Here is an 18,972-nt window from a genome sequence, read left to right as displayed (position 1 = left end):
GATGAACGATAAATGATGAATAAAGTGTGATTGGTACACTTACGGTTCATCGTTTATTGTTCATCGTTCAAAAACGTCCGTTGTTTATAAGTTATTCATTATACGGTTCGAAATCTTCTTTCCCAACTCCACAAAGTGGGCATACCCAATCATCAGGGATATCTTCAAACTGTGTTCCTGGTTCGACTCCGCTTTCCGGATCACCTATTTCCGGATCGTAAATGTAATCACAAACAGTGCAAATGTACTTCATGTCGTCTCTTTTTTTTAAAGTTTATGCAAATATAACAAAAGGGTTGAATATATTGTTCACTTATTTTTCTTTTTAGTTAATAAAGCACTACCTTTGCCATAACAACAAAGCATTAATCAAGCAGTTATAAATTATGGTGTGGCAGATTGTATTAATAGGGGTATGTGTCTCTTTTCTGGGAGCATTTCTGTGGGAAAGAAGAAAACGTAAGTTTATGCAATCTGCATCGGACCGAAAACTGGAGAATGTAAATCGCTTGTTTGATGCTATCCTAACACATATTCATGCTTATGTCCTTGTTATCGATTCTGATTTTAAAGTCCTGAAAACAAATTATTATGATTTGACTCAGCTTAATCCTGATGGTAAAGAGAAGCGCGTCGGTGATTTATTGCAATGTCAAAATGCATTGTCTGCCAAGGGAGGATGCGGAACCCATGCTTTTTGTCAGGAATGTCCTGTAAGAGGGGCTATCGGGGCTGCTTTTCGTCAGAAGAATGAGTTTACCGATCTGCAGTCTTCACTGAATATTGCCATAGGCGAAGATGAATTTATAAAATGCAACGTAATGATCTCGGGAGTTTTTATGACTCTGGATGGTGAAGATCGTATGGTATTGACGGTGCATGACATCACTTCCATCAAACATACGGAAGAGGCGCTGGCCGAGGCTAAAGAGAAAGCCGAAAACGCCGATCGTTCTAAATCGGCCTTCCTTGCCAACATGAGCCATGAGATCCGTACTCCATTGAATGCCATCATCGGTTTCTCCGAACTGCTGGCTGCTGCCACCGAGGAAAAGGAAAAGCAGAAATATCTGGAAATCCTCCATACAAACAGTGAACTCCTATTGCAATTGGTGAATGACATTCTCGATTTATCGAAGATTGAAGCCGGTACATTAGAGTTTGTTTATTCTGATGTTGATATCAATCTGTTACTGGCCGATCTGGAACAATTGTTCCAAATGAAGATCGGCTGTGATTCACCTGTACAGATAATTACCGAGCCCGGATTACCCTCATGCACGGTTCATTCCGACCGGAACCGTATCGCCCAGGTTGTATCCAATTTTGTGTCTAATGCGATCAAGTTTACCACAGAAGGCAGCATCCGTATCGGATATAAGCCTTGCGAGAATGGACTTCGGTTTTATGTCACCGACACAGGTTCGGGTATTTCGGCAGATAAGCTGGGAGGTGTATTCGACCGTTTCGTACGTCTGCAGAGTGATAAAAACGGCACCGGGCTGGGACTTTCCATCTGTAAGACGATTGTGAATAAACTGGGTGGGGAAATCGGAGTAGAATCGGTGGAAGGTCAGGGGAGCACTTTCTGGTTTACCTTGCCCGAATATTCGGATATTAAACCTAAAGTGATTATCGAAAAAGAGCAAGAAGAGGCGTCTTCTGTTGTGTCGGTTCCTGCTGCGGGGGTAAACGGTGATAAGAAACTGACAGTATTGGTGGCAGAAGATATGGAAGATAATTATCGCCTTTGTGAAGCTATCCTTGCTTCCCGTTACGAACTCTATTGGGCACATAACGGTGAAGAAGCCATTTCCCTTTTCCTGAAAAACCAGCCCGACATCATCCTGATGGATATTCGTATGCCCGAGGTGAACGGTTATGAAGCTACGGGGGCTATCCGGCAAATGTCGGCTACTGTGCCTATCATTGCTCTCACAGCCTTTGCTTACGAAGAAGACCGCCAAAAGATTATGCAAAGTGGCTTTACCGATTTCCTGACGAAGCCTATTTCATCGAGAATCTTGTTGGGAAAACTGGAATCCTTAAAAAAGATTTAAGAAACATTCTATACCGGATTTATGTTGTATTTTTGCAACCTCTAATTTAATGTATGTATCTGCATGACTGCAAAGAACGACGATTATTTTCATTTGGGCCTTACTGATCAAGAAGTCCTCCAAAGCCGGGAGAAACATGGTGTTAACCTGCTGACGCCACCCAAGCGTCCTTCTCTCCTCAAACTCTATCTGGAAAAATTTGAAGATCCTGTTGTACGGGTATTACTCGTTGCGGCTGTGTTCTCCCTTATCATCTCGATTATTGAGAATGAATATGCTGAAACCGTCGGTATCATAGCTGCTATCCTGCTGGCAACCGGTATTGGCTTCTATTTTGAATATGATGCGAACAAGAAGTTTGATTTGCTGAACGCCGTCAATGAAGAGACTTTGGTAAAGGTGATTCGTAATGGGCGTATTCAGGAGATTCCCCGTAAGGATGTGGTAGTCGGTGATATTGTGGTACTGGAAACCGGTGAGGAGATCCCTGCCGATGGAGAACTGATAGAAGCCATCTCCTTACAGGTGAATGAATCGAACCTGACCGGAGAGCCGGTAATTAATAAAACAACGGTAGAGGCGGATTTTGATGAAGAAGCTACGTATGCCTCCAATCTGGTGATGCGTGGCACGACTGTGGTCGACGGTCACGGATCGATGAAAGTACTTCGTGTGGGAGATGCCACGGAGATTGGGAAAGTGGCACGTCAGAGTACGGAGCAGAGTACGGAACCTACGCCCCTTAATATCCAGTTGACTAAGCTGGCTAACCTGATAGGTAAAATCGGTTTTACCGTAGCGGGGCTTGCTTTCCTTATTTTCTTTATAAAAGATGTAGTACTCTATTTTGATTTTGGAGCTCTGAATGGCTGGCATGACTGGTTGCCGGTGTTGGAGCGTACCCTGAAATACTTCATGATGGCGGTCACCTTGATTGTGGTCGCCGTCCCCGAAGGGTTACCTATGAGCGTAACGCTCAGTCTGGCCCTGAATATGCGCCGTATGCTTGCTACCAATAACCTGGTTCGTAAGATGCACGCTTGCGAAACGATGGGAGCCATTACCGTGATTTGTACAGATAAGACCGGTACGTTGACGCAGAACCTGATGCAGGTGCACGAGCCTAACTTCTATGGTTTGAAGGATGGCGGGAAGTTGGCAGATGACGATATCAGCAAATTGATAGCAGAGGGAATCAGTGCTAACTCGACTGCTTTTCTTGAAGAGACGGGAGAGGGAGAAAAGCCAAAAGGGGTGGGCAATCCCACTGAGGTTGCTTTGTTGCTGTGGCTGAACGGTCAGAACCGTAACTATCTTGAACTCAGAGAAAGGGCGCAGGTACTCGACCAATTGACGTTCTCTACCGAGCGTAAGTTTATGGCTACTTTGGTGAAGTCTCCGCTGATAGGCAAGAAAGTGCTATATATAAAAGGTGCGCCTGAGATTGTGCTTGGCAAATGCAAAGAGGTGATTCTTGACGGTCGTCGTGTGGATAGTGTGGAATACCGTTCCACTGTCGAAGCGCAGTTGCTGAGTTATCAGAATATGGCTATGCGTACACTTGGTTTTGCATTCCGGATAGTAGAGGACAACGAACCGGACGATTGTGTGGCCCTTGTGTCGGAAAACAACTTGAACTTCCTTGGTGTGGTTGCTATTTCCGATCCTATACGTCCCGATGTACCCGCAGCGGTGGCTAAGTGCCAGTCGGCAGGTATCGGTATTAAGATTGTTACCGGAGATACTCCGGGCACAGCAACTGAGATTGCACGCCAGATCGGATTGTGGAAACCGGAAGATACGGAGCGTAACCGCATAACGGGAGTTGCTTTCGCCGAACTGAGCGATGAAGAAGCCCTGAATAGAGTGATGGATCTGAAAATCATGTCCCGCGCCCGTCCTACCGACAAGCAGCGCCTGGTGCAGTTGCTCCAGCAGAAAGGAGCCGTAGTAGCTGTGACCGGTGACGGAACCAATGATGCCCCGGCACTTAATCATGCACAGGTGGGACTTTCAATGGGTACCGGAACTTCCGTAGCCAAAGAGGCCAGTGATATCACCTTACTCGATGATTCTTTCAACAGTATCGGAACCGCCGTGATGTGGGGGCGTTCGCTGTACAAGAACATCCAGCGTTTCATTGTATTCCAGTTGACCATTAACTTTGTGGCACTTCTCATCGTATTGCTCGGTTCTATTGTAGGAACGGAGTTGCCACTGACTGTTACTCAAATGTTATGGGTAAACCTCATCATGGATACGTTTGCCGCATTAGCTCTGGCCTCTATTCCGCCAAGCGAAAGCGTTATGAATGATAAACCACGCCGTAGTACTGATTTTATTATCAGCAAAGCGATGCGGCAAAATATATTCGGTGTCGGTACAGTCTTTCTGGTGGTGCTGATGGCAATGATATATTACTTCACAAATGCCGATGGAGGAATGACGGTACAGCGGTTGACCGTTTTCTTCACCTTCTTTGTGATGCTCCAGTTCTGGAACCTGTTCAACGCCCGTGTGTTTGGCACTACCGACTCAGCATTCAAAGGTCTTGCGAAATCATACGGTATGGAGCTGATAGTACTGGCTATTCTGGGCGGACAGTTCCTCATTGTACAGTTCGGTGGGGCTGTATTCCGTACAGAGCCGCTTGACTGGCAAACATGGCTTATCATCATCGGTTCTTCCTCTCTCGTCTTATGGATTGGTGAACTGATCCGATTTGTCAAACGTTTAACTCAGAAATGAAATAAGAGGGGTCTCACCCCATCCTTTCTCAAAGGAAGAGGGGATGGGGTGAGACCTTAAAACAATATAGAGATGAAAAGAAAAGGAATTAAAAACCTTATTTTTGATTTTGGTGGTGTATTGATCAATCTCGACCGTCAGCGTTGTGTGGAGAACTTCCGGAAGTTGGGATTAGAGAAAGTAGACGAATTGTTAGGTATGTATTCTCAGCAAGGGATCTTTATGCAGCATGAAAAAGGATTGATCTCGTCGGCTGAATTTCGTGAGAATATCCGTGGACTGCTCACAAAAAAAGTGACTGACGAGCAAATCGATGCTGCCTGGAATAGTTTTCTGGTAGATATCCCTCGCTTTAAACTCGACATGTTGCTGAAGCTCCGCGAAAAATATGTGGTCTATCTGCTGAGCAATACCAACGAGATACATTGGAAGTGGGCATGCGAGCACGCATTTCCGTATCGGGGCTTCCGTGTGGAAGACTATTTTGAGAAGATGTACCTTTCGTATGAAATGAAAATGGTGAAGCCTGCCGAAGAGATTTTCCGGGGGGTACTTGAAGACGCAAACCTTGATCCGCACGAAACTTTTTTCATCGATGACTCCGAGGCCAACTGCCAGGGAGCCCAGGCATTGGGCATCTCTACTTATACGGTAAAATCCGGTGAAGACTGGAGGCCACTTTTTGCCGGAGATAAATAATTTAGAAGACATAGCATGCAGATAATCCATAATATACCGGCATTTACACCCGAACCTTGTGTAGCTACCATCGGCTTTTTCGACGGAGTGCATACAGGGCATCGTTTCCTGATCAAGCAAGTCAGAGAGCTGGCTGCCGCTCGTGGATTGCGCTCTGCATTAATTACCTTCCCTGTTCATCCCCGTAAGGTGATGAAAGCGGATTATCGTCCGGAACTGCTGACTACTCCGGAAGAAAAGCGGACACTGCTCGAGGAAACAGGGGTGGACTATTGTTTCATGCTTGACTTTACGCAGGAAGTATCGCGCCTGACTGCCCGCGAGTTTATGTCTGATCTTTTAAGAGACCGTTATCGGGTGCAGACACTCGTCATCGGCTATGACCATCGCTTTGGGCACAACCGTAGTGAAGGTTTCGAAGACTATTGCCGTTATGGTTCCGAGATGGGCATAGAGGTAATCCGCGCCCGTGCCTGTGTGTGTGATGATCTTCATGTAAGCTCTTCCGTCATTCGCAAGATGCTGCATCAGGGTGAAGTCGATATGGCGTCCCGTTGTCTGGGTTACGACTATTTTCTGGATGGTACGGTGGTGAGTGGCTATCAAGTGGGACGTAAGATCGGATTTCCTACAGCCAACCTCAGTGTGGACGATCCTGATAAGTTGATTCCTGCCGATGGTGTTTATGCGGTTCATGTCACATTCGATGGGCGTACCTATAACGGTATGTTGAATATCGGTACCCGCCCCACGATAGGAAATGGTCCCGAGCGTTCGATAGAGGTGAACATCCTTCATTTCCATTCAAATATTTACGATAAGTTTATCCGTATTTCTTTTGTGAAGTATCTCCGTCCGGAACTGAAGTTCGATGGGATTGACGGGCTGATAGCTCAACTTCATCGGGATGCGGCCGATGTAGAAGCTCTTTTGGGGAATAAATAAAATGTCAATTGACATTTTGTATTTCCTGTTTGCCTTTGAGCCGGCTATATGCGCCCTTCTTAATATCGAAAAACATGCTATATTTATTGTTTATCGATAAATAATTGTCGGATTTCTTGTTTAAGTGGAAATTAATATCAATCTTTGCATATCGAAAAACGATAAATTATTATTGAATAACATAACGAATCTCCAAAGTCAATCTTATGGGAAAGTCATTGATGAGCATTACGATGTTGGTAGTATCCATCTCTATGTTAGCTTTGTTTGTGTGTAGCTCTGTTTTGCACGGACATGGTACAAATCACCCTGCTACTGAAACGGTAGTCAATTAAAACCGTTATCTTTGTACATATTTAAAACAGAGAACCGAATGAAAACAGCGATCAAATTAATTCTTATTTATTTGGGGATCCAGCTTGTCTGTGGTGGGCTGATAGGTATTCCTTTTACTGTTGTTGCCCGTATGAATGGTGGGAATATGGATGCCACCCGGATTTCGGAGTTGACACTGGCTCCTTCGATGTTACTTTCCATGGCAGTGATGTTTTTTTATTTATGGAAAGCCCGGTACATACCTAAGGATAAAATGAGCTGGTCATTCGTTTCGTTACCGTTTCTTACGGTCACTTTTCTGATAGGCTTGTCGATGACTGTTCTGATGGACTTGTTAACTGCTGTTTTATCTTGGGTGCCTGATGTTCTGGAACAACAGTTTAATGCTTTACAGTCCGGTTGGTTGGGAATTGTGGCCATCACGTTGTTGGGACCGGTTCTTGAGGAACTTTTGTTCCGTGGTGGTGTCACTAAGGCGTTGCTTGAACGATATTCTCCCCGGAAAGCGATTTTTCTTTCCGCACTTCTTTTCGGAATATTCCATTTGAATCCGGCTCAGGTAGTTGCCGCCTTCTTCGGAGGCCTTCTGTTGGCGTGGGTTTATTACCGGACGCGGAGCCTGATCCCCTGTATCCTGATACACATTGTGAATAACAGCCTTTCTGTGATATTGAGCCTGACCTATCCCGATGCGGATACAATTAGCGATGTGACCGATACTACATCTTATTACATACTGATAGCTGTGGCCGCTATGCTGTTCGTTGGCTGCTTCCTACGGATAAAGCAGGTTACGATTCCGGGAGTGTGGAGAAAGAGTGAGTGAAACTAAACTATGAAGATTGAAAAACAAGTCATAATATGAAAAGAAGATTGAACATACTATGTTTACTGGTATTTCTGGTATTCTGTTATTCGGTATTCAACATGGGGCGTGATTTCGGTCATGGCTTTTCCGAGGGCATGAAGATAAGCCATTCCGGCAATGAAAGTGTGGAACAGGCTATTAACCTTCGCATTGCTACGTTGATGCCCGAAGATTTTTCGTCGTTTAAAGATTCTGTTTACAATGAACGGACCCAATCTTATGTGCCTGTTGCTTACACACAGTTGATCACGAATGTAAAAGTGGATAGGAGCACCTGGCTGATGGTTGCGCAAGTGCTCTCCGGGCTTCTTGCCATTTTGGCCGTAATAGCATCTACGGTGCTGTTTGTGCAGTTGATTGTTTCTATCAATAAATCGGATATTTTTAATTGGAAGAATGTTCGTAGGTTACGTTGGTTGGGAGTCACCCTGTTGCTGAGTTTTATTAGTGAAGCGGTGCCGGCTTTGATGAATGATTATGAACTGTCCTCAGTCTTTTCATTATCCGGCTACTCTATGGAGACAAGTATTGACTCTGTGATGCTGGTCATTTTAGGACTGGTTTCGCTGATTGTAGGCGAAGTATTCGCCATCGGGTTAAAGATGAAAGAGGAGCAAGACCTTACCATCTGAATCCGGACACTGAAAAATTAATGGAATTATGGCTATAATAGTAAACCTTGACATTATGATGGCCCGAAGAAAGATATCTTTGGGGGAGTTGGCGGAGAAGATAGACATTACACCTGCCAACCTTTCTATCCTGAAAACGGGAAAGGCCAAAGCGATTCGTTTTTCTACCCTTGAGGCAATCTGCAAAGTACTCGATTGCCAACCGGGGGATATTCTGGAATATCAAGTGGATGAAAAAGATCCTTGATTTGCCACAGCGGACCTTCTGTGTGTCCACTGTGGCGATATAGAATGAGGAGATTAACCTTTTGTCCCTTTGGCTTTGAATGCCAATGCGTACATTCGCATTTGTTTTACCATGGATAGCAGACCGTTGCTGCGGGTGGGCGATAAATGATCTTTCAGCCCGATGCGGTCGATGAAGTAAAGTTCCGAATTCAGAATCTCGTCCGGCGTATGTCCCGAAACAACTTTTATCAGCAGGGCGATAATACCTTTTACGATCAGTGCATCACTTTCTGCTTTGAAGATCACCTTTCCACCTACCTCGTCTGCCTGAAGCCACACACGGCTCTGGCAACCTTCAATCAAATTCTGTTCCGTTTTATATTTCTCGTCAAGCGGTTCCTGTTCGTTTCCTAAATCGATAAGCAACTGGTAGCGGTCCATCCAGTCGTCAAAGTCACTGAACTCGGCAATGACTTCGTCTTGTAATTCGTTGATTGTCATATTGAATAATTATTTCTCGTTATAGATAACTTCCAGTACGGTCTGTCCCACGGCTTTGAGTGTCGATTTGTCGATAACATCCATGTTGTCGTTTACGGTATGCCAAGTCGGTCCGAAGCTGGACAGTTCACAATTTTCGTCGTTCGGAATGATGTCGATAGTCGGGATACCGGCCAGCCGATTGATAAACAGATGGTCGTCAGTGATCTGGCCACCTGTTTCGTTAATAAAGTAACGTCCGTAACCGGCGTCGTTAGCCTTCTTCCATACCTTTTTGTTGACTCCACGGGCAAACTTCTCCGAATACACCTCTTTGAAGAAAGTGGCATCTTTGCCGCCTACCATATCGAGCAAGATACCGAAACGGGCATTATAGCCTTCCACATGCGGATTGCGTGCCCAGTATTGTGCACCGAGACACCATTGCTCCTCTAAATGTTCTCCTTTATAGAATTGGGGAGCGCCATAATCTTCTGCGTCCAAAAAGATAATATCGATTCCCAGTTCCGGTTGCTGCTGATTGATCAGTCGGGCTATTTCAAGCAATACGCCCACACCGCTCGCCCCGTCGTTGGCACCTAATATCGGTGTGTGGTGATTCTTCTCGTTGGGATCATTGTCTGCCCACGGACGTGTATCCCAGTGTGCAAAAAGGGCAATGCGTTTTTTGCTTTCGGGTTTGAATGAACCGATGATATTGCGTGCTTTCAGCAGCGTGCCGTCATAGGCGGGCAGTTCCACATTCTGGTTAGTCACTTTGGCCCCATGTTCTGCCAGTTTAGCAGCCAGATATTCTCCACATGCTGCATGTCCTTTACTGTTCGGGTTGCGAGGGCCGAAGTCCACTTGTGCCTGTATGTATTTATAGGCGCTGTCTGCATCGAATTGTGGTGCTTTCACGGTTATATTCTTTTCAGGCTCCTGAACTGAATTGGTTTTGTTGTTGTTCGTTCCGCAAGAAAAGGCGGATAACAAAATAAAAGCTGTCAGTAATAGCATAGAATTTCTTTTCATAATTATGCTTTTGGGGTTAAGGCCTCAAAATTAGTCATTTTCGCAGTAGGGTAGGTCAGATAGGAGGGTTTATTAACAATTCTACTCCTTTCTTTCCGGATATAAGTTCTACTTCCGCCCCATTGATCAGTGGCAGATTTTCCGTTACATGCCCTACGGGGAAATCAAAGCAGATCGGATAATTATACTCTTCTACCAGATCGAAGAGTGCACCATAAAGGTCTTTCTTTATGGCACGATCTTCTTCGTATTCGGTAAACTGTCCGATGATGAGGCCTGACAACTTCTCAAGTACGCCCCCTAATTTCAGGTTATACATCATGCGCTCGATGGCATAAGGACGTTCGCCCACGTCCTCGATAAACAGGATTGTCCCTTCGGGAGGTATGTCGTACGGAGTTCCCCGAAGGCCGTGGAATACTGCCATATTGCCACCACGCAGAATACCCTTGGCTGTGCCGAGTCGGTTCAACTTGTGACGCTTACATTTATATGCAGGCAGTTTACCGAAAAGTATATCCCTCAGGTACAGTGAACACGGATCGTCGGCCGCTTCTACTGCGAGATGGCGTGCCATAGGAGCATGTAACGAAGCAAATCCGTTATACTGAAACAGATTATGGAGCGCTGTGATATCACTGAATCCGATCATCCACTTTGGGTGTTCGCGGAAACGGGTGAAGTCGAGCCGTTCAATAAGATGAACCGCTCCATAGCCGCCACGGCTACATAAAATCGCCTTAATTTCTTTGTCGTCCATTGCTGTCTGAAAGTCCGAAGCGCGCTGCCGGATGGTGCCGGCATAACATCCCCAGGAGCTACGGACGTGTTTTCCCATTTCAGGGACCAGTCCCCAAGACGCCAGTTGCGCCTTGGCACCTCTCAGAAACATATTGTCTATCTTGCCCGAAGGCGATACGATGGCAACTTTATCGCCCTCGTACAGGAATGGAGGGAATTGTATCTTCATTCAGTGAATTTGTTTTAGTTTATTTCTTCTGGTAGAATTTTACCCAGTCTACATGCATTTCTACTGGAAGCTCTTTCGGGTCTACAGCTCCTACCCACGAGCCACCCAGTTGCATGTCGATCAGCAGATAGAAAGGCTGATCGAAGGGAAATTGCCCTTCTTTGTCTGTTTCGATGCGGGGATAGGTGAAAGTATGCGTATCATTGACATAGAATGCAATGCTGTCCGGATACATTTCTACCGAATATACATTGTAGTCATCGGGATTGATCGTACCTACGGAGTGTGACAACGGATTGTCTTTAATACCCAGATTGTATGTATAGTTGGTATGTATAGTCTGGTAAGCGATTGTGTCGTGATTCAGACGTTCCATAATATCGATTTCTCCACCCATCGGCCAGGGAGCATCTACCGGAAGCATCCAGATAGCCGGCCATTCGCCGCGTGCACCGTTCAGCTTGGCACGTATCTCCAGACGCCCGTTGCTGAATGCCTTTTTCCCTTTGGTATAAATCCCTCCGGTCAGATAGGGTGCTGTGTCATTGGGCTGGCTGTAATTGATGATACCCCGCAGCACCATATTGCCGTCACGCATATCGAAACAGGAGTCGAAGTCTGTCATATAGTTATTCCAGTCCGATTTGCCACGTGGTATTTTGCTCCATACCTGTGGGTCAAAGCCTGTTTTCTGGTCGAAATTATCTTCCCAGACCAATGTCCACTGGTCGGATGAATGACGTTGGCACGATGAAAAGCCTGAACTGATGCACAGCAGGCAGAAAAGAGCGAGAAAAGTTTTTGTTTTCATGGTTCTGTTTGATTATAGGTGTTTAACAGGATACAAATTTACATTAAAAAACGAAATTACCTGCATCCGTAGAAATGAAAGCGTTGTATAATATCAAAATGTTATCCGGTTTACCCATTTTTTCAATATACCATGATGTACTTCTCAATCCTTTTTCTGATATTTGCTAAAAATCTAACGTTATGGAACCTATTAGAAACTTCGACCAACTGACAGAACACCTAAAAACCTTAAACCGACGGAAACGGATTGCCGTTGTCTGTGCCAATGATCCGAATACAGAATATGCCATTGTCCGTGCACTTGACGAGGGTATTGCAGAATTTCTGATGATTGGTGACTCAGCCATCCTTCAAAAGTATCCTACCTTGCAAAAGTATCCGGATTATGTGAAGACCATCCATATCGAAGATCCCGATGAGGCAGCGCGTGAAGCGGTCCGCATTGTCCGGGAAGGGGGGGCCGACATTTTGATGAAAGGGATTATTAATACTGACAACCTGCTTCATGCTATTCTTGACAAGGAGAAAGGGCTACTACCCAAAGGAAAGATCCTGACTCACTTGGCTGTAATGCAGATTCCGACGTATGATAAATTACTGTTCTTTTCGGATGCGGCTGTTATTCCCCGGCCCACTTTACAACAACGTATTGAAATGGTTTGGTACGCCATCTGTACCTGCCGGAGGTTTGGGATAGAACAGCCGCGCATCTCTTTGATTCATTGTACGGAGAAGGTAAGTGCCAAGTTCCCCCATTCGCTCGATTATGTTAATATCGTGGAGTTGGCCGAAGCCGGAGAGTTTGGCAATGTTATTATTGATGGTCCGTTGGATGTCCGTACTTCCTGCGAGCAGGCCAGCGGGGATATTAAAGGAATTGTATCGCCCATCAACGGGCAGGCAGATGTATTGATATTCCCTAATATTGAGTCGGCCAATGCTTTTTATAAATCTGTTTCATTATTTGCCAAGGCCGATATGGCAGGATTGCTGCAAGGCCCCATTTGTCCGGTGGTGTTACCGTCACGTAGTGATTCCGGACTTTCCAAGTATTATAGCATTGCGATGGCATGCCTGACGGCTTCTACCCGGTCGGCAGAGGGAGGAAGATGTTCCGAATGATGATCATAATTAAACTAAGAATATGGATAAACTGAATGCAATCCCCACTTCCCCTTCTGCGAGGAATGGACGGGGTGAAAGGGTCCTTGTTATCAATCCCGGTTCCACTTCAACAAAGATTGCCGTTTATGAAGACGAAGTTCCTTTGTTGGTACGCAACATCCGCCATACAGTAGAAGAGTTGTCTGCCTTCCCCCAGGTGATCGACCAGTTTGAGTTTCGTAAATCACTTGTCCTCCGGGAGTTGGAGGCAAATGATATTCCTTTCCATTTCGATGCTGTCATTGGACGCGGAGGTCTGGTGAAGCCTATTCCCGGTGGAGTTTATGAGGTTAACGAAGCCATGAAGCGGGATACCCTCCATGCCATGCGTACGCATGCCTGCAATCTGGGCGGTTTGATAGCCGATGAATTGGCCGCAGCTTTACCCGGGTGCCGGGCGTTTATTGCAGATCCGGGTGTGGTGGACGAACTGGAAGAGGTTGCCCGCATTACCGGTTCGCCCTTGATGCCGCGTATCACTATCTGGCATGCACTGAATCAGAAAGCTATTGCCCGTCGTTATGCTGTCGAACATGGCACTCGTTATGAAGATCTTGATTTGATTGTCTGCCATTTGGGAGGAGGCATTTCCGTTGCGGTCCATCGTCATGGGCGTGCAGTCGATGCCAATAATGCACTGGATGGAGAAGGTCCTTTCTCACCCGAAAGAGCCGGAACTCTTCCCGCCGGACAACTGATAGACCTCTGTTTCAGCGGGAAATTCACCAAAGATGAATTGAAGAAACGAATTTCGGGCCGTGCCGGGCTTACCGCCCATTTGGGAACCACTGATATTCCTGCCGTTATTCAGTCCATTGAGGCAGGTGATGATCATGCCCGGTTGGTGCTCGATGCCATGATCTACAATGTGGCCAAAAGTATCGGTGCTGCCTCTACTGTTTTATGTGGAAAGGTAGATGCCATCCTGCTGACCGGAGGCATTGCCTATTCTGATTACGTAATTTCCCGTTTAAGGGAACGTATCTCTTTCCTTGCTCCCGTCTTCGTGTATCCGGGAGAAGATGAGATGGAGGCTTTGGCATTGAATGCTTTGGGTGCTTTAAGGGGAGAACTTCCGGTACAGGTTTATCAGTAATTTTAGAGCTTGGTTGCATTGCCGCATTGTGCAGGGGTGCACCGGCACCTTGTGCAGAACTGCACAAGATATCAATGCAGCCCTGCATAAGGGAAGCGATGCGGTATGATTTATGCTGTCGGGTCGTCCACAATATCTCCGTCGCCCTCGGTTGCATTGCCTATTACGATGGTTTGGCTGATGACATGTGGGGTCTTCAGTTGCCGGTTGCCACTTGTATATTGCGTGGTCAGTCGCAGTTCGTATATTCCGTCTGTCAGGTCTGGCGGTAGGAGTACCAGTACTTCCGAAGGATTGTTTACTGCTATCATATCCATCGGTAGCTTTGTTTCTGTGCCTTTTTCATCAATTAAGACGATACCTACAGCAGGATCTGTACCTGCTACTTTGATGTTCTTGCCCTGTAGGCGATAGTTACGTCCGGCAGTTGCACTACCGTCCGTGGCACGGGTGGCAGCGTCTTCACCACCGATGAAGTAGGTTGACTCACCTTTGGCTCCCAGAATTTTCACGCCGGTCCGTGCGATAGCTTCACGTAAATCTTTATCCTGATTGAAGGAAACATAGATAGAATTTTTCTCGGGATTCCATACTCCACCGTCTATCACACCGCGAAACTGTGGTACGGCACGAAAAAGCCCCGTATTGACAGAGTATCCGTTCAGTACCAATTCCGATACTGTGCGCTGAAAAAGATCGACGGCATGCTTTAAAGTCTCTGCCCGTAAGCCGGTATCCTCTTTCTTCATTTCATCCAGTACATCGGATAGCGTCAGGTTTCCGGCGCTCTCCAATACCAGGATTTTGTCTTCTTTGTTGTCGGTGGTTACGGTATTGTCCGCAAGCCAGCCTTTGAGTTCGGTTTTCATGATTTATCTTTTTTAAAAGTGAATATTATTATTTGTTTTTCACGCAACGAACAGTGAGACCGTTGGCTTTACGGTTATTGTTGCTGGGTACACTCGCATAGTTACTGGAAAATTCTAAGACATACGCAAAACTGCCACTGGCATTAGAACTCCAATAACGCCCAGCGTTACCAACATCAATATCTGCCGAAGTATAGCTTCCTTGAGTATGGTTACGAAAGCCGGTAGCAGGTAGAAAAAGCCCTATTGTGTTATTCATAAACCACATGCCTTTATTGGTTATCGTTTTATTAGTACAACGAGAAAGCATGGTTAGTTCATTACTATTTGGAGTACGCCATCCCGTTCCGTAATCACTTTTAAGTTTTGTGCAAGGATCAGTATTGTTGGTTGATGTATTTCCCGTATATGTACTATACCACGTGTAATAATATCCATATTCTGAATAAGTTCCCCACACATAATTAGCAGATCCGGTGCTTTTCAGATTCCCATCTGCCCAGGTCAGCTTGGCTAAATTTGTTTTATCAGTTGCAGAACAACCATTTGTAGTTAAATTGATACTTCCGGAGGGTACATTAATTCCAATGGCTTTCTTAAACTGTATTTTCATCGTATAACTTTTTCCCTCTTTCAGTTGCACGCTCCCGGTGGAGGTGATTTCCGTATTGTTGGGCACGGTCCGTCCGCTTATTGTCAGCGTATTGAAATGCACTGTAATCGTTCTGGCCCCTGCAAATGGAACCATGCGTATGGTTGTACTCAGGGTCGTGTTCGGACTGAATGCCGCCGTATTATTCGTGTTGGCAGCTACCACATTGCTCGAAGGACCGATCTTCCACGATGTGGAGTTTCCACCTTGCTTTACGTATACACCCGTGCAATTGCTGATCGTATTGCTTGGAAATCCGGTAGGACTGATGGTAATCGTCAGTTTACACAGCTTCTGGCTGAAGCTCACCGGAAGAAGATTGTGGCTGAGGCTGTTTACACTCGTTATATCTCCGGAATCGAAGGTCATGAAGTCCTTGCTCATGTCAGGGATAGACACTGTGCTACTGTTGTAGGTATATGATGCGGGCATAGCTCCCAAGTCGGCAGCTGTAGTGGTATTAAAGGAGTAGCCCACCACACGTATCGTTCCCGAGCGTGTCAGCAATTTCCCCTGTTTGAGTGCAGGAATGCCCGTACCATTGGAGGTGTAATCGGCCGCCGACTGGAAGACATAGTCATTTCCGGACTTCCGGAAAACAATCAGCCGGAAATAGACTCCCGCAGGCACTGTTGCACGGGTATTTGCACAGGGTAGGGTATCTTCCGTCAGTTCCATCGAGGCTATCCGGGGACCTTCATAGTCCGGTTGCTCTCCCGTGCGTGTAGGTGAGAAAGCTTTTACCCCCACCCATTCGGCGATCAGGGGAGAGTGGCTACGGGTCGAAGCGTCATTAAAAGAAGAAGAATGATAGTTGTTGTCACCCGTCAGACTGATCTGGATGGGGATTAACTCGTCGGCAGTATCCCCGCTGTCAGCAGACAGGGGAGTCATTCTGTCATCTTCCGCACATCCTGTTATCGAAAGGCAAAAACACAGCCATAAGGCTTTACCGAGACACTCTCGCATAATAAAAGTTCTATTCATATACTAAGATATTAAAGTGAATAATCGTATCAAAGATGCATTGCGGACCTATACATCCTCGTATAAGTCCGGAAAGGCTGTTTGATACCACTTTTATTATGCGTAAGTTTGTGTATTACAATCAGATATAACGGCCTTGAATACAAAATGGTGTTTCAAAAAACGTACGTTTTTTGAAACACTATTTTTACCCTCCGCACTGGATGCAAGGGGAGTAGATAAACTTCTGATAATTAAAGCAATGCAAAAAGATTTGCACAGATGAAAAAAGCGTCTTATCTTTGTTGCATCAGACGTACGTCCTTTGAAACATGATTCTTATAACATAGGATATTTATTATTAGAGAAGTGAACTTTTCTTTTGTTTGAGTTTTATACTTGCTTTTTGGACGGTTACTATCAGAGTATGTAGGGTTGCTAATATCGAAATACTTGGTGTATCCAGGGTATGGCAATGCTTGCAAAGTTGGTTCATAATAGATTCCTGACGAATTGTGCTGACTATTTAATAGTAGGGGATTTGTTTTAGACTTTTCCTTCGATTGAGGCGTTCGGAATTTTTTGGAGAAATGATTAAAATATAAATAAGGCAACTGATTCGAAATGAATTAGTTGCCTCGTATTTTGTAATTTACGGAATATCTCCGAAAAAAACAGGCAGTAGGTTATCAGCACTGTTTCTGTCTTTGTTTTTTTACTCTTCTTTTATTTAAGGGGAAATATTATAGTTTAGGTCCTTTGACACAACGAGTTTGGTATGCCATTTTCTTTGGTGTGCTATTGACATCGGTTTTACCTTCACCGGGAGATATATCCAATCTATAACAATCATTAGTATTAATTGATTCATCCGTAAAATATTGACCATACGTTCCAGGCCACTCTTCTGCCGTTGTTCCCGGATTATTATTACGCCAGCCACCTAACGGTAAAAAAATACCGGTTGTGGCATTTAGGAACCACACACCATTCACTCCATTAGAGACTTTTTTCACATTATTGCATCTTCCCAATCTTTCTAATTCATTGCGTGTAGGTAGCCGCCAACCACTACCATAAGTTGTGGGATTTAGTCTGGCACAAGGATCGATGTTGTTTCCATTATAGTCTTTTTTCCATTGATAATAGTAGCCAAATTCTTTGTTGGTTGCCCACACATAATTGTTGCTTGCACCGGTACTTTTTAAATTTCCGTCAGCAAATACCAATTTTGATAACTTTTGCTTATCATCATTGGTACATGCTTTTTTCGGATTGCTCAGATTGATGCTACCTGCCGGAACATTTATTCCGGGGCTTCTCTTAAACTGGATTTTCATTGTATAGCTCATACCCTCTTTCAATTGTACGCTTTGAGTTGAAGTAATGTCTATATTATCCGCATTATTAGTAATTATATTTCCTACTGTCAGCTTGTCGAAGTGTACTGTTATTGTCCGGGCACTTGCGAAGGGAACCATGCGTATAGTGGTAGTCAGGTTGGTGTTTGGATTAAATGAAGCTGTGTTGTTGGTATTAGCAGCCACTGCCGAACTTCCAATCACCCACGAGGTTGAATTACCTCCCTGCTTTACGTATACTCCTGTACACCCGCTAATGGTATTACTTGTGAAGCCTGTTACACTAATGCTTATTGTAAGTTTGCATAGTTTCTGTTTGAATGTTACCGGAAGATTATAATCAAGACTATTCACATTGGCTATGTCTCCTGAATCATAAGTCATAAAGTCATTATTCATGTTTGAAATGTCTATCTTGGTGCTATTATAGGTATATGATGCAGGGATACTTCCCAATGCCGCAGTTGTATTGAAGGAGTAGCCGATTACCCGTATCGTTCCTGACCGTGTGAGTAGTTTCCCCTGTTTCAGTACAGGCGAGGAAGTACCATTTGAGGTATAGTCTGCGGCTGATTGGAATACGTAGTTGCTTCCTGATTTTCGGAAAACGATCAGACGAAAGTAAATACCTGTAGATAGAGTGTTTGCACGGGTAGTTAGGGTGGAAAGGGTATCTTCCGTCAGTTCCATGGATGCGATTCTGGGACCACTATATTCCGAAGATTCTTTTGTACGGGTATGGCTTAGAGTTTTTACTCCTGCCCATTCGGCAATCAGAGGAGCATTATGACGGGGGGACATAGTATTGTCCGGAGAGTAAGCATTGTACTCACCATTTTCAGCCATACTGATGTTAATAGGTATTACAATGTCGGAATCGTTATCTTTTTCCGGAAGAAATGGATACTTTTCTTCTTGGGTGCATCCACTGACCCAGAGGCAGGATGCTGTCATTACCGCGATCCATAAGAGGGACGTTCGCATAATAAAAAATTTGTTCATTCTAAATTTGTTTAGTGAATAATCATATCAAAAATCTCCCATCCGGCT

General features: G+C 45.0%; 18 protein-coding genes. 10 read left to right on the top strand and 8 right to left on the bottom strand.

Annotated features, from left to right (window positions below; translation table 11 throughout):
* Window positions 1-91 precede the first annotated feature (91 nt).
* Window positions 92-253, bottom strand: coding sequence for a rubredoxin (gene rd / locus KO473_RS19265; RefSeq protein ID WP_005822287.1), 162 nt, complete (start codon window positions 251-253; stop codon window positions 92-94).
* Between the two features lie 133 nt (window positions 254-386).
* On the opposite strand from rd, the gene KO473_RS19260 reads away from it, so the two are divergent.
* The 8 genes from KO473_RS19260 (at window position 387) to KO473_RS19230 (ending at window position 8,535) form a co-directional block, all read left to right on the top strand.
* The gene (locus KO473_RS19260) at window positions 387-2,060 is read left to right on the top strand and encodes an ATP-binding protein (protein ID WP_005822285.1); all 1,674 of its coding nucleotides are present in this window, start codon (window positions 387-389) and stop codon (window positions 2,058-2,060) included.
* Window positions 2,061-2,123: 63 nt separating this feature from the next.
* Window positions 2,124-4,808 carry a calcium-translocating P-type ATPase, PMCA-type gene (locus tag KO473_RS19255; RefSeq protein WP_005822283.1) on the top strand — a complete coding sequence of 895 codons (2,685 nt, stop codon included), beginning with the start codon at window positions 2,124-2,126 and terminating at the stop codon, window positions 4,806-4,808.
* A gap of 72 nt (window positions 4,809-4,880) precedes the next feature.
* Window positions 4,881-5,507 carry an HAD family phosphatase gene (locus KO473_RS19250; protein ID WP_005822281.1) on the top strand — a complete coding sequence of 209 codons (627 nt, stop codon included), beginning with the start codon at window positions 4,881-4,883 and terminating at the stop codon, window positions 5,505-5,507.
* Window positions 5,508-5,522: 15 nt separating this feature from the next.
* Complete coding sequence (locus tag KO473_RS19245; protein ID WP_005822279.1) at window positions 5,523-6,452, top strand: bifunctional riboflavin kinase/FAD synthetase; 930 nt, start codon at window positions 5,523-5,525, stop codon at window positions 6,450-6,452.
* 206 nt (window positions 6,453-6,658) lie between these two features.
* Window positions 6,659-6,787: a hypothetical protein gene (locus KO473_RS23710; protein ID WP_255469910.1), complete on the top strand. Its 129-nt coding sequence runs from the start codon at window positions 6,659-6,661 to the stop codon at window positions 6,785-6,787.
* Between the two features lie 38 nt (window positions 6,788-6,825).
* On the top strand, window positions 6,826-7,614 hold the full coding sequence (locus KO473_RS19240; RefSeq protein WP_005822277.1) for a CPBP family intramembrane glutamic endopeptidase: 789 nt from the start codon (window positions 6,826-6,828) through the stop codon (window positions 7,612-7,614).
* A 35-nt stretch (window positions 7,615-7,649) separates the two neighbouring features.
* A complete protein-coding gene (locus KO473_RS19235; protein ID WP_005781999.1) occupies window positions 7,650-8,288 on the top strand; it encodes a DUF2975 domain-containing protein in 639 nt (212 codons plus the stop codon).
* 28 nt (window positions 8,289-8,316) lie between these two features.
* The gene (locus tag KO473_RS19230) at window positions 8,317-8,535 is read left to right on the top strand and encodes a helix-turn-helix transcriptional regulator (protein ID WP_005782001.1); all 219 of its coding nucleotides are present in this window, start codon (window positions 8,317-8,319) and stop codon (window positions 8,533-8,535) included.
* A 53-nt stretch (window positions 8,536-8,588) separates the two neighbouring features.
* Here KO473_RS19230 and KO473_RS19225 read toward each other — a convergent pair whose 3' ends face one another.
* Genes KO473_RS19225 through KO473_RS19210 form a run of 4 tightly spaced genes read right to left on the bottom strand, consistent with a single transcriptional unit; the run spans window position 8,589 to window position 11,812 of the window.
* On the bottom strand, window positions 8,589-9,017 hold the full coding sequence (locus KO473_RS19225) for a SufE family protein (protein WP_005782003.1): 429 nt from the start codon (window positions 9,015-9,017) through the stop codon (window positions 8,589-8,591).
* Between the two features lie 9 nt (window positions 9,018-9,026).
* A complete protein-coding gene (locus KO473_RS19220; RefSeq protein ID WP_032537607.1) occupies window positions 9,027-10,031 on the bottom strand; it encodes a M28 family peptidase in 1,005 nt (334 codons plus the stop codon).
* 55 nt (window positions 10,032-10,086) lie between these two features.
* On the bottom strand, window positions 10,087-11,001 hold the full coding sequence (locus tag KO473_RS19215) for an LD-carboxypeptidase (protein ID WP_005782007.1): 915 nt from the start codon (window positions 10,999-11,001) through the stop codon (window positions 10,087-10,089).
* A 19-nt stretch (window positions 11,002-11,020) separates the two neighbouring features.
* On the bottom strand, window positions 11,021-11,812 hold the full coding sequence (locus KO473_RS19210) for a glycoside hydrolase family 16 protein (protein WP_005822273.1): 792 nt from the start codon (window positions 11,810-11,812) through the stop codon (window positions 11,021-11,023).
* A 182-nt stretch (window positions 11,813-11,994) separates the two neighbouring features.
* Between KO473_RS19210 and KO473_RS19205 the strand changes: the two genes are divergently transcribed.
* Together KO473_RS19205 and buk are read left to right on the top strand one after the other, a co-directional pair.
* Entirely contained in the window at window positions 11,995-12,936 is a 942-nt protein-coding gene (locus tag KO473_RS19205; protein WP_005782011.1) for a phosphate acyltransferase, read from the top strand.
* Between the two features lie 22 nt (window positions 12,937-12,958).
* Window positions 12,959-14,074 carry a butyrate kinase gene (gene buk, locus KO473_RS19200; protein WP_005822271.1) on the top strand — a complete coding sequence of 372 codons (1,116 nt, stop codon included), beginning with the start codon at window positions 12,959-12,961 and terminating at the stop codon, window positions 14,072-14,074.
* Window positions 14,075-14,184: 110 nt separating this feature from the next.
* On the opposite strand, the gene KO473_RS19195 is transcribed toward buk, so the two are convergent.
* From KO473_RS19195 to KO473_RS19185, 3 genes are all read right to left on the bottom strand, one after another.
* The gene (locus tag KO473_RS19195; protein ID WP_005822269.1) at window positions 14,185-14,943 is read right to left on the bottom strand and encodes a DNA-binding domain-containing protein; all 759 of its coding nucleotides are present in this window, start codon (window positions 14,941-14,943) and stop codon (window positions 14,185-14,187) included.
* A gap of 28 nt (window positions 14,944-14,971) precedes the next feature.
* Entirely contained in the window at window positions 14,972-16,582 is a 1,611-nt protein-coding gene (locus KO473_RS19190; RefSeq protein ID WP_005822267.1) for an FISUMP domain-containing protein, read from the bottom strand.
* Between the two features lie 722 nt (window positions 16,583-17,304).
* Window positions 17,305-18,924 carry a hypothetical protein gene (locus tag KO473_RS19185; protein ID WP_005822265.1) on the bottom strand — a complete coding sequence of 540 codons (1,620 nt, stop codon included), beginning with the start codon at window positions 18,922-18,924 and terminating at the stop codon, window positions 17,305-17,307.
* Between the last annotated feature and the right edge of the window lie 48 nt (window positions 18,925-18,972).

It is taken from the genome of Bacteroides sp. HF-4919 (assembly GCF_018860125.1).
This window is presented reverse-complemented; position numbering and strand designations above follow the sequence as displayed.